General features: G+C 64.8%; 10 protein-coding genes. 6 read left to right on the top strand and 4 right to left on the bottom strand.

The genetic code is table 11. The features are described 5' to 3' along the window. Window positions 1–171 precede the first annotated feature (171 nt). Window positions 172–1,140: an SMP-30/gluconolactonase/LRE family protein gene (locus tag QQL87_RS35435; RefSeq protein ID WP_284423730.1), complete on the bottom strand. Its 969-nt coding sequence runs from the start codon at window positions 1,138–1,140 to the stop codon at window positions 172–174. Window positions 1,141–1,229: 89 nt separating this feature from the next. Between QQL87_RS35435 and QQL87_RS35430 the strand changes: the two genes are divergently transcribed. The 5 genes from QQL87_RS35430 (at window position 1,230) to QQL87_RS35410 (ending at window position 7,033) form a co-directional block, all read left to right on the top strand. Continuing rightward, window positions 1,230–2,048, top strand: a complete 819-nt coding sequence (locus QQL87_RS35430) for an NAD-dependent epimerase/dehydratase family protein (RefSeq protein ID WP_284423729.1) — start codon at window positions 1,230–1,232, stop codon at window positions 2,046–2,048. 87 nt (window positions 2,049–2,135) lie between these two features. Beyond that, window positions 2,136–3,842: an IlvD/Edd family dehydratase gene (locus QQL87_RS35425; RefSeq protein ID WP_284423728.1), complete on the top strand. Its 1,707-nt coding sequence runs from the start codon at window positions 2,136–2,138 to the stop codon at window positions 3,840–3,842. 93 nt (window positions 3,843–3,935) lie between these two features. Continuing rightward, the gene (locus tag QQL87_RS35420; RefSeq protein ID WP_284423727.1) at window positions 3,936–4,937 is read left to right on the top strand and encodes a TRAP transporter substrate-binding protein; all 1,002 of its coding nucleotides are present in this window, start codon (window positions 3,936–3,938) and stop codon (window positions 4,935–4,937) included. Between the two features lie 174 nt (window positions 4,938–5,111). After that, window positions 5,112–5,696 (top strand): TRAP transporter small permease, encoded by a 585-nt coding sequence (locus QQL87_RS35415; protein WP_284423726.1) that lies wholly within the window; start codon window positions 5,112–5,114, stop codon window positions 5,694–5,696. Next, window positions 5,693–7,033: a TRAP transporter large permease gene (locus tag QQL87_RS35410; RefSeq protein ID WP_284423725.1), complete on the top strand. Its 1,341-nt coding sequence runs from the start codon at window positions 5,693–5,695 to the stop codon at window positions 7,031–7,033. Before QQL87_RS35415 ends, QQL87_RS35410 begins: the two co-directional genes overlap by 4 nt. Before the next feature lie 16 nt (window positions 7,034–7,049). Here the strand turns inward: QQL87_RS35410 and QQL87_RS35405 are convergent, their stop codons facing one another. Continuing rightward, a complete protein-coding gene (locus tag QQL87_RS35405; RefSeq protein WP_284423724.1) occupies window positions 7,050–7,835 on the bottom strand; it encodes an enoyl-CoA hydratase/isomerase family protein in 786 nt (261 codons plus the stop codon). Window positions 7,836–7,945: 110 nt separating this feature from the next. On the opposite strand from QQL87_RS35405, the gene QQL87_RS35400 reads away from it, so the two are divergent. Beyond that, entirely contained in the window at window positions 7,946–9,181 is a 1,236-nt protein-coding gene (locus QQL87_RS35400) for an NAD(P)/FAD-dependent oxidoreductase (RefSeq protein ID WP_284423723.1), read from the top strand. On the opposite strand, the gene rbsK is transcribed toward QQL87_RS35400, so the two are convergent. Both rbsK and QQL87_RS35390 read right to left on the bottom strand, forming a co-directional pair. Beyond that, window positions 9,178–10,086: a ribokinase gene (rbsK, locus tag QQL87_RS35395; protein ID WP_284423722.1), complete on the bottom strand. Its 909-nt coding sequence runs from the start codon at window positions 10,084–10,086 to the stop codon at window positions 9,178–9,180. The genes QQL87_RS35400 and rbsK overlap by 4 nt on opposite strands. Before the next feature lie 22 nt (window positions 10,087–10,108). After that, window positions 10,109–11,002: a sugar kinase gene (locus QQL87_RS35390; RefSeq protein ID WP_284423721.1), complete on the bottom strand. Its 894-nt coding sequence runs from the start codon at window positions 11,000–11,002 to the stop codon at window positions 10,109–10,111. Window positions 11,003–11,052: the final 50 nt, after the last annotated feature.

The following is an 11,052-nucleotide window of genomic DNA, read 5'->3' as shown; positions in this document are numbered from 1 at the left end:
GCTATCAAATGATGCTAAAACTATCTTAGCGCCTATGGGCGAACGCCGGGACCCACAACCACCGGCCGACGCTTTGATGCAGAGCGTCGGCCACGCGGTCTCAAAGAGGCATCACGCGGTATGGATCCCGGATCGCGTTCGCTTCGCTCACTTGTCCGGGACGACGCGTGCTCATCCCCCCAGCGCGCCCTGCGTATTGACGTAGAGCGCGTAGATCGACTGGCTGGCGGCCATGAACAGGCGGTTGCGCTTGAGGCCGCCGAAGCAGAGGTTGGCGCAGCGCTCGGGCAGGGCGATGCGGCCAATCGGCGCACCGTCCGGCGCGAACACCATGACGCCGTCGAGTTCGGGCGTGCCCATGCCCCAGCCGCACCAGAGATTTCCGTCGACGTCGCAGCGCATGCCGTCCGGCGTGCCCGGCCCGGCATCGATGTGGACGCGCTTGTTGGACAGAGTCGTGCCATCGGCCGAGACGTCATAGGCGAGAATCTTGCGGTTCGGCACGCCGCGGGATTCGACGACGTAGAGGATGGATTCATCGGGCGAGAAGCACAGCCCGTTCGGCCCCAGCACGCCCTCGGCAACGATGGTCGCCCGGCCGGTGGCGCCGTCGATCCGGTATACGTTGGCGTCGATCTCGGGCTCGGCCTTGTAGCCCTCGTAGTTGCCGAGCAGGCCGAAGGTCGGATCGGTGAACCAGATCGCGCCGTCGGATTTGACCACGATGTCGTTCGGCGAGTTCAGCCGCTTGCCGTCGAACGAGTCGATCAGCACGGTGATCGACCCGTCATATTCGGTGCGGGTGACGCGGCGGCCGCCATGCTCACAGGTGACCAGCCGGCCCTGGCGATCCCTGGTGTTGCCATTGGCGAAATTGGACGGCTTGCGGAACACCGACACCGCGCCAGTCTCCTCCTCCCATTTGAGGATGCGCTGGTTGGGGATGTCGCTGCACAGGAGATAGCGCCCGTCGCCGAACCATACCGGTCCCTCGGCCCAACGCAGGCCCGTCGCCAGGCGCTCCACGGCCGACAGCTTGAGCCAGTATTTCTCGAAGCGCGGGTCCAGCGCCTGGATCGCCGGATCGGGATAGAAGGTGGCAGGGCGAAAGCCCTGCACGTGAGCGTTTCCGTCGGACATTTGGCCCGTCCTGTTATTGCGCGGTTGCTATCTCTGCTATCATTGGCCAGTAACGACCGCAAATCTGCGGACCCAACACGAGGGATGAAATGCCACGTATCTTGATGACTGGAGCGAGCGGTGGAATCGGCTCTTCCTTGCGGAAGCTGCTGCCGCCGATCTATCCGGACCTTTTGCTCAGCGACCTCCGGCCGCCGGCCGATCTCTCCAGCCAGGAGACCTTCAAGGCGGCCGATCTTGCCGACCTTTCCCAGGTCGAGGCGCTGTGCGAGGGGGTCGACGGCATCATCCATTTCGGCGGCTACTCGGTCGAGGGGCCGTGGAACGACATCCTGCAGGCCAACATCATCGGCGGCTACAACCTGTTCGAGGCGGCCCGCCGCAAGGGTGTCAAGCGCGTGGTGTTCGCATCCTCGAACCATGCGGTCGGCTTCTATCCGCGCCACCGCAAGATCGACAACGACGTGCAGCCGCGCCCGGACGGACGCTACGGCGTCAGCAAGGTGTTCGGCGAGGCGCTCGGCTCGCTCTATGCCGACAAGCATGGGCTGCAGGTGACCTGCCTGCGCATCGGCAATTTCGGCGACAAGCCGCTCGACAAGCGCCGGCTCTCGATCTGGCTGAAGCCGGAGGATCTGGTCCAGCTCTGCCGCATCGGGCTCGAGCATCCGGACATCCATTTCGAGGTGCTGTACGGCGTGTCCTTGAACGAGCGCGCCTGGTGGGACAACCAGCGCGCCTATGATCTCGGCTACCGCCCAACCGGCCGGTCCGAGGATTTCCGCGAGCATGCTCTCGCCGAGCAGGCCAAGCTGCCTGCCGATCCGATCGGCGATTATTTCCAGGGCGGCGCGTTCTGCACCACCGAGTTCGATGGCGACACCAGCCGGATCATCGACTGGGGTTGAGGCAAGGTCGTCATTCCGGGGCGCAGCCGCGCCCCGGAATGGACATTGCGACAACGAACAAGAAGCAGAAAACAACAAGAGACCGACATGACTGATGGCCTGCGCAAGGGACTGACCGCTTACGGCGATGCCGGATTCTCGCTGTTCCTGCGCAAGGCCTTCATCAAGGCGGCGGGCTATTCGGACGACGCGCTCGATCGCCCGATCGTTGGCATCACCAATACGTACAGCGACTACAATCCCTGTCATGGCAACGTGCCGCAGATCCTGGAGGCCGTGAAGCGCGGCGTCATGCTGTCGGGCGCGATGCCATTCGTGTTTCCGACCATCTCGATCGCCGAGAGCTTTGCGCATCCGACGTCGATGTATCTGCGCAATCTGATGGCGATGGAAACCGAGGAGATGATCCGCGCGCAGCCGATGGATGCCGTGATCGTCATTGGCGGCTGTGATAAGACGCTGCCCGCGCAGATCATGGCCGCGGTGTCGGCCGATCTGCCGACGGTGGTCATTCCCGTGGGACCGATGGTGGTCGGGCATCACAAGGGCGAGGTGCTCGGCGCCTGCACCGACTGCCGTCGGCTGTGGGCCAAATATCGCGCCGGCGAGATGGACGACAGCGAGATCGAGGCCGTCAACGGCCGGCTGGCGCCGTCGGTCGGCACCTGTATGGTGATGGGAACGGCCTCGACCATGGCCTGCATCACCGAGGCGCTCGGATTGTCGCTGCCGATGAGTGCGACGATTCCGGCGCCGCATGCCGAGCGTTTCCGATCGGCGGAGGCCAGCGGGCGGGTTGCGGCCGAGATGGCCAAGGCGAAGGGGCCGAAGCCGAGCGAACTGCTGACGCCGGCCGCCTTCAAGAATGCGCAGGTGGTGCTGCAGGCGATCGGCGGCTCGACCAACGGCCTTGTGCATCTCACCGCGATCGCCGGCAGGACGCCGCACACGATCGATCTCGATGCGTTCGACCGGATCGGCCGCGAGGTGCCGGTGCTCGTGGATCTCAAGCCGTCCGGCGATCACTACATGGAGCATTTCCACCACGCCGGTGGCGTGCCGAAGCTGATGAAGCAACTCGGCGACCTCATCGATCTCGATTGCCGCTCGATCACCGGCCAGGCGTTACGCGACATCGTGGCCGCTGCCGAGGACGTGCCTGGGCAGGACGTGATCCGCTCGCGCGACGACGCGATCAAGCCGGAGGGCGGACTCGCGGTGCTCAGAGGCAATCTCGCGCCGCGCGGCGCCGTCATCAAGCATTCGGCCGCAAGCCCCAAGCTGCTGCAGCACACCGGGCGCGCTGTCGTGTTCGAGTCGATCGAGGACATGACCTTGCGGGTCGATGATCCCGACCTCGACGTCTCGGCTGACGACGTCCTGGTGCTGCGCAATGCCGGCCCGAAGGGCGCGCCGGGCATGCCCGAGGCCGGCTATCTGCCGATCCCGAAGAAGCTCGCGCGGGGCGGCACCAAGGACATGGTGCGCATCTCCGATGCGCGCATGAGCGGCACCGCGTTCGGCACCATCGTACTGCACATCACGCCTGAGTCCGCGGTCGGCGGGCCGCTGGCGCTGGTGCAGACCGGCGACATGATCCGGCTCGATGTCGCAAAGCGCAGCATCGACCTGCTGGTCGACGAGGTCGAACTCGCCAGACGCTACGCTGCACTGCGGCCGGCAGCGGCGCCGGAGTGGGCCGGTCGTGGCTACGCGCATCTGTTTCACGAGACCATCCTGCAGGCCGACGATGGCTGCGATTTCGACTTCATGCGCCGCATGGGGAAGAAGTAGCGGGATCTGTATCGCCCACCGCTTTCCATGTTCGATTGACAATGCTCCAGACCCGATGGGATGATCCCCAAAAATAGAACCGGGGAGGGGACGATGAACAGTCGATCCAGGATCGTCAGCGGCCTCTTCGCCGCGGCGGCTCTGCTACTGGCCGCCAGCGTCAACGCGCAAGACGTCAAGCACTACCGCTTCGCCTATGATCAGCCGCGCAACACAGGCTACTCCGTCGCCGGAGACCTGTTTGCCGACAAGCTCAAGGAATTGAGCAAAGGCACCATGATCATCGACCAGTATCCCGGTGCTCAGCTCGGGCAGGAGCCGCAGATCCTGCAACTGGTCAAGGCGGGCGATATCGATTTCGCCATCGTCTCTTCGGCCAACACGGCGACGATTTCTCCGCAGGCCGGCGTTATGTCGCTGCACTTCCTGTTTCGCAACGAAGCTCATGTGATCAAGGGGCTGGCCGATCCGCAGGTGTTCGAAGCGCTCAAGACCATGATCGACGAGACCACGCAGGGCCTGCACGTGATCGGCACTGGCTCGCAGGGCGTGCGGCACATCTACAGCAGGAAGGAAGTGCACAAGGTCGATGACGTCAAGGCGATGAAGATCCGCGTCCAGGCCACTGCGACCGAAGATACGATGTTCCCCGCCTATGGAGCGCAGACCGTGCATATGCCGTTCGGCAGCGTCTACACCTCGCTGCAGACCGGGGTGGTCGAGGCCGCGGAAAACAGCATCAACGTCTACCTCGTCAACAAGCACTACGAGGTCGCGCCGGTGCTGTCGCTCACCGAGCATGAGGCGAACAACGCGCTGGTCTTCATCAGCGACAAGCTCTGGCAGAGCCTGTCGGCCGAACAGCGGCAATGGGTGCTGGCGTCGGCAGCCGAGGTCAGCGCGAAAGAACCGGCAAAAGCCTTTGAACTGGAAAGGACGGCGGCCGCCAAACTGAAATCGTTTGGCGTCAAGATCGTCGAGGATGTCGACAAGAAGAGCTTCACGGCGATCGCCGATCCCTATCTCGACAAGCTCGCGAAAGAGCTCGGCCCGCACGCGGAAAAGATCAAGAATCTGATCCGCGCGATCAATTAGAATGAGCTGATCCGGCAGCCAGCCGTCGTGCTTGTGAAAGCCGTGACCGATAGCGCGCGGCAATCACCTGATCGGCAACGCGCTCAACAATCGTTGCCGATGTCCTGGGCGGCGTTCCGCGGGACACAGGACAGTCTGGTCCGCGACGACAGCCAGGAACGACGGGGAACGTCGATGCCCATTGCCGACAAGCTCGTTCTGCAGCGTCAGCGTCACCTGAAGTGGCGCATACTCGATCCGCTCGAGCTGGCTCTGATGATGCTTTGCGGCGCGCTGTGCTTCGGCTTCTCGGTGTCGGTCAGCGCCGACATCGTCACGCGCACGATCGGCCATCCCTGGCTCTGGCTGCAGGAGGTCACGTCCAGCCTGTTCGTCTATGCGATCTTCGTTGGCGCTGCGGTCGCGACCCGCCGCAACGATCATCTCTATCTCACGGCGATCGCCGAATCGATGCACGGCACGCCGCGCCTTGCGGTCGAGGTCGTGTTGCGGCTTGTGGTGCTCGGCGTCGCGCTGTGCCTGGTCTGGTTCGGCTACCTCAACTTTCTCCGCGGCTTCGGCAGTTTCCGGTTGCCCTCGGGCACGCCGATCGCCTCGCTCTATGTCGTCATCCCGCTGTCCGGCCTGCTGATTGCGCTGTTCGCGGTCGAGCAGCTGGTCAACGGCATTGTCAATGGCTTCGACCATCCGGAACCGGTGGACCAGGAGGCCGTGATCCCGCCGATCCACGCCGGCTCCGACCGGAGCAATCCGACGTGAGCGCTCCCGTCATCCTCGGCCTGATGTCCGTCTGCTTTCTGTCGTTCGGCTATCTCGGCGTGCCCGTGCCGTTCTCGCTGCTGGCCGGCGTGTTCGTCGGCGCCTTCCTGGCCGACGTCTCGCTGGCGGCGGTCGTGCAGAAGATCTTCGACGGCGTCGATTCCGAGGCGCTGCTTGCAATTCCATTCTTCCTGCTGGTCGGCGAACTCATGAGTTCGGCCAATGTCGTGATCCGGATCGCCAATCTGTCGGTGTCGCTGGTCGGACATATCAGGGGCGGGCTGTCGCAGGTGGTGGTCGTGTTCAGCATGTTCTTCTCGGAAATGTCGGGGTCGACGACCGCCGACGTCGCCGTGATGAGCCGCGCGCTTGGCGGGCCGATGCGGCGCGAGGGCTACGAGCCGGCGTTCATCGCCGCGATCATCGCGGCCGCCTCGACCATCGCGGCCCTGGTTCCGCCGAGCATCACGGCTGTCGTCTATGGCGCAGTGGGCAACGTCTCGATCGCCGGCCTGTTCATGGCCGGCGTCGTGCCCGGATTCATGATCGGCTTTGGGCTGATGCTCTATTGCTACTTCTTCGGTCCCTCGGGATTGCGCAAGCCGCGCGCGCCGCTGCGGCAGATCGCCTTTGCGACCGCGGATGCGGCGCTGCCACTCATGATCCCGGTGATTCTGCTCGGCGGGATCCTGACCGGCTGGTTTACACCGACGGAGGCCGGCGTCGTCGCCGTCGTCTGGATCATTTTGGTCGTCATCCCCGCGCTCAACCGCGGCCATCTGAAGAACATACCTTACGATTTCTGCCTGGCCGGTCTCATCTTCTCGCTGCCATTGATCACGATCGGCGCCGCGAATGCGTTCGGCTGGATGCTGGCCTATCTGCGGGGCGCCAGCTTCATCGCTGAATGGATCACCTCGATGGCCGGCAATGATCCGCGCTACATCATGCTGCTGATGGTGTTGCTCTTCACCGTGATCGGCGATTTCATCGAACCGGTGCCGACGATCATCATCTTCATGCCCCTGGTCAACGCGCTGACCCAGGCCGGGGACATCAACAGCGTCCATATGGGGGTCGTCCTGATCGCGACGCTGGCGTTCGGCCTGATCACGCCGCCTTACGGGCTCGTGCTGCTGATGGCGTCGAAATTCGTCGGCGTCAGCTTCGGCAAGGCCTTGCGCGCGGCGCTGCCGATCTATGTCGTGTTCCTGTTCACCATCACCTTCACCATCTTCTTCCCGAGTGTGGTGCTCTGGCTGCCGAAGCAGGTCATTCCGGAGTCTGTCGGGTGCTTCAAATCGCCGGCTGGAACCGGCTATATCTGCCCGAACTGAGTCATGAAAAGCTTTGCTATTTCTCCTTGCTTGTGAACTTCCGGACTGCGGTCCGGAAGGAGTCGCTATGCATGCAGTTGATGATCGCGTCGCGTTCGGCGGCGAGCTGGTCTTCGACCGAGCTGATGGGCGCGCGATGGATCAGCGCCTTGGTCGCTGCGATCCCCGCCGGCATATTTTTCGCCAGGCGCTCTGCCAGCGCCTGTGTCGCGGCGGCGAGTTCGGAGATGGGAACGACCTTGGCGACCAGGCCCCATTCATACGCCTGCGTCGCTGTGAAGCTGTCCTCGGCCAGGAAAATCTGCAGCGCGCGCCTGACGCCGACGGCGGCAACGACACCGAGCGTGCCGCCGCCGTCGGGCGAGACGCCGAGCTTGGCATAGGCCGGCGTGAAGCGGGCTTCCTCGGCGGCGATGCAGAGATCGGCGGCGAAGGCGAGCGACAGGCCGGCACCGGCCGCGGAGCCGTGCACGCTGGCCAGCACGATCTTCGGCATGCGTCGCAGGCTCGCGATGAAGGCGTGGTAGTGATGCAGGAGCTCGCTCACCACGGGGGTGATGGTGTCGGCCTCGGCGGCAGCCCCGATGGTCTGCAGGTCGCCCCCGGCAGAAAAGGCGCGGCCTTCGCCCTTGATGATCAGGACCCGGATGGCCGGGTCGGCTTCGACCTGCGAGGCAAGCTGCTCCAGGCGCTTGGCAATCGCGAGGTTGATGGCATTGAACGCTGCCGGGCGGTCGAGCGTGATGGTCGCGATCGGACCCTCGATGCTGAGGCGGGCAGGTTCCGCTACGGCGTCCGACATTCGTTCCTCCCTGGTGTCCTTGTTGCCGCATTTAAACCGTACGGCGGGACCGGTGACAATGCCGGGAACATCTGCGACAACCCGGTTCCGTCGGCTTGGACAATGACAGAATGGGGCAGGGAACAGTGGCGAAGGGACCGGTTGTGATCGTTGGGGCGGGGCATGCGGGCTTTCAGCTCGCGACCTCGCTGCGTCAGGCAGGCTTTGCCGATCCGATCCATTTGATCAACGACGAGCCACATCTGCCGTACCAGCGCCCGCCGCTGTCGAAAGCGTATCTCAAGGGCACTGGCGGCCCCGAGACCCTGATGTTCCGGCCGCAGAAGTTCTACGCCGACCAGACCATCGACCTCGTTTACGACCGCGTCGTCGCCGTCCAGCGCGAGCAGCGCGAGGTGCTGCTCGCCTCGGGCAAGACGCTCGACTACGGACACCTCGTGTTCGCGACCGGGGCGCGCAACCGGCTGCTCGACATTCCCAACGCCAGTCTTCCGGCGGTCCGCTACCTGCGCATCCTCGACGACAGTGAAGCGCTCAGAACGTTGCTGGGCGATGCCAAGCGTGTCGTGGTGATCGGCGCCGGCTTCATCGGGCTCGAATTCGCGGCCACCGCACGCTTCAAGGGGCTCGAGGTGGATGTGCTCGAGCTCGGCGCGCGGGTGATGGCGCGGGCCGTCACTGCGGAGATCTCCGACTATTTCCAGAAGCAGCATGCCGATGCCGGCGTGCGCATCCATCTTGGCGTGCAGGCCACCAGCATCGAGGCCGACGGCAACAAGGTGACCGGCGTCAGCCTGAGCGACGGGCGGCACATTCCGGCTGACCTGATCGTGGTCGGTGTCGGCGTGCTGCCGAATGTCGAGCTTGCAGCCGAGGCCGGCTTGCAGGTCGCCTCGGGCATCGTGGTCGACGAATATCTCCTGACCAGCGACCCGCACATCTCGGCGATCGGCGATTGCGCGCTGTTCGCCAGCCCGCGCTTCGGCGGCACGCTCAGGCTGGAGTCGGTGCAGAACGCCACCGATCACGCCCGCTGCGTCGCCGCGCGGCTGACGGGCGACGTCAAGCCGTATGATGGACAGCCCTGGTTCTGGAGCGACCAGGCCAATGACAAGCTGCAGATCGCGGGGCTCACCACGGGCTATGACCAGGTCGTGCTGCGCGGGGACCCTGCGCAAAAGGCATTCTCCGCATTCTGTTACAAGGAGGGCCGGCTGGTCGGCATCGAGTCCGTCAACAGGGCCGGCGACCACATGTTCGGCCGCAAGCTCCTGGCGGCGGGCGGCACTGTGGATGCGGCCAAGGCTGCTGATCCGAGCTTCGACCTGAAGAGCGCTCTCGCCTAGAGCAGCGCGCGCACCTCCTCGGCTGTCGGCATCGACGGCCCGGCGCCCATCCGCTGCACCGAGATCGAGGCGGCGACGTTGGCATAGCCGATCGCATCCGCCATCGCAGCGCCCTGGGACAGCCGCGCGGCGAGCGCGCCGACGAAGCAGTCGCCGGCGCCGGTGGTGTCGACAGCCTTCACGGCGCGGCCTTCGACCAGCTTCGCATCGTCACCTGCAACTGCGACCGCACCGCGCGCGCCGAGCGTGACGCAGATGGTCTGATCGGGGCGGGGATTGAGGGCCCGAACCGCGTCTTTCACTTGGGGCGGCGTCGGCGCGTCGCCAAGCTCGATGCCGGCCAGAAACCCGAGTTCGGTCTCGTTGAGCACGAGGATATCGACCAGCGCGAACAATGCGCTCTCGAACGCGCTCGCCGGGGCCGGATTGAGGATGGTGGTGGCGCCGGCCGCTTTCGCGCGTCGAAAGAACGCGGCGATCGTGGCCTGCGGGATCTCGAACTGGCTGACGGCCACGTCACCCGCCGCCAGGGCAGCCTGCGCCACATCGTCGGCGCTGACCTCGGCGTTGGCCCCCGGAATCACCACGATGGTGTTGTCGGCCTTGGCGAGTGTGATGATCGCCGTGCCGGTCGACACGCTCGCAGAGTCCTTCACCGCAGCGAGATCGATGCCCTGAGCCCCGAGGAACGCGCGCAACTGCTCGCCGAACGCATCACGGCCGAGCCGGCCGATCATCGAGGTCGGTGCGCCGAGCTTGGCGGCCGACACCGCCTGGTTGGCGCCCTTGCCGCCTGGAAAATACATCACCGACTGGCCGGCGACGGTTTCGCCGATGCGCGGATGGCGCTCGGCCGTCGCCACCACATCCATGTTGATGCTGCCGGCGACGACGACGCGTCCCATCCGCTGTCTCCCTTGTACGCCGCTAGACGCGGGCCTCGAATTCCTGCTTCACCAGCTCGATGTCGGCGAGCGTCGGCAGGCCGGCCTCGTTGCCGAGCTTCTGGATCTTGAAGGTCGAGGCCGCGCGCGCGAACTCGAAATGCTCCTTCCAGCCCTTCGCCGGATTGGCCAGATAGGAATAGACGTAGGCGCCGTGGAAGACGTCGCCAGCGCCGTTGGTGTCGATGACGCGCTCGCGCGGGATCGGGTAGGCGGGCAGCGTATGCACGGCACCGACCTCATCATACCACAGCAGGCCCTTCTCGCCCTGGGTGACGCCGCCGATGCGGCAGCCGCGGCTCTTGAGGTAGTCGAGCATCTTCTCCGGCGTGAGGTCCATCTGCTCGCAGAGACGCTCGGCCACGATCGCGACGTCGATATATTCGAGCAGCTCATGCGTATTGGTGCGCAGGCCGCCGCCGTCCAGCGAGGTCAGGATGCCGGCCTCGCGGCACAGCTTGGCGTAATGGAGTGCGGCATCGGGCTGGTGGCCGTCGACGTGCAGCGCCCGGCAATTGCCGAGGTTGAGCAGCGGGAACGGATGGATGTGCGCGTCGTCGCGGCAGCGCACGATGGCGCGCTTGCCGTCCTTGGGCATGATGAAGGACAGCGAGGAGGCGTTGACCTTCCGGGGATGTACGGAGATGCCGTATTTCGCGGTCATGTCCTGGAACATCCGCCCGAGCCAGTCATTCGCGATGGTGGCGATCAGGTCCGGCACGACACCGAGCTTGGCGCAACAAAATGCCGCAGTGACCGCATTGCCGCCGAACGAGACGGCATAGTCGGATGCGACGTGCTTCTCGTCCCCCGTCGGCATGTGGTCGGTGATGAAGGTGACGTCGATGTAGGTCTGTCCGATGAAAAGGGCCTGCATGGGTATTTCTATCTCACTAAGGGGTGATCGCGGCCCCGGCGCCTCAGCTT

Source organism: Bradyrhizobium sp. SSBR45G (assembly GCF_030159255.1).
GTDB lineage: Bacteria > Pseudomonadota > Alphaproteobacteria > Rhizobiales > Xanthobacteraceae > Bradyrhizobium.
The sequence above is the reverse complement of the archived record's forward strand: the minus strand, read 5'-3'. Positions and strand labels throughout refer to the sequence as shown.

Excerpts from the sequence above, each read along its gene's own strand:
- QQL87_RS35420 (WP_284423727.1), top strand. The coding sequence starts at position 3,936 with ATGAACAGTCGATCCAGGATCGTCAGCGGCCTCTTCGCCGCGGCGGCT.
- QQL87_RS35425 (WP_284423728.1), top strand. The coding sequence starts at position 2,136 with ATGACTGATGGCCTGCGCAAGGGACTGACCGCTTACGGCGATGCCGGA.
- rbsK (WP_284423722.1), bottom strand. The coding sequence starts at position 10,086 with ATGGGACGCGTCGTCGTCGCCGGCAGCATCAACATGGATGTGGTGGCG.
- QQL87_RS35405 (WP_284423724.1), bottom strand. The coding sequence starts at position 7,835 with ATGTCGGACGCCGTAGCGGAACCTGCCCGCCTCAGCATCGAGGGTCCG.
- QQL87_RS35400 (WP_284423723.1), top strand. The coding sequence starts at position 7,946 with ATGGGGCAGGGAACAGTGGCGAAGGGACCGGTTGTGATCGTTGGGGCG.
- QQL87_RS35390 (WP_284423721.1), bottom strand. The coding sequence starts at position 11,002 with ATGCAGGCCCTTTTCATCGGACAGACCTACATCGACGTCACCTTCATC.
- QQL87_RS35435 (WP_284423730.1), bottom strand. The coding sequence starts at position 1,140 with ATGTCCGACGGAAACGCTCACGTGCAGGGCTTTCGCCCTGCCACCTTC.
- QQL87_RS35430 (WP_284423729.1), top strand. The coding sequence starts at position 1,230 with ATGCCACGTATCTTGATGACTGGAGCGAGCGGTGGAATCGGCTCTTCC.
- QQL87_RS35415 (WP_284423726.1), top strand. The coding sequence starts at position 5,112 with ATGCCCATTGCCGACAAGCTCGTTCTGCAGCGTCAGCGTCACCTGAAG.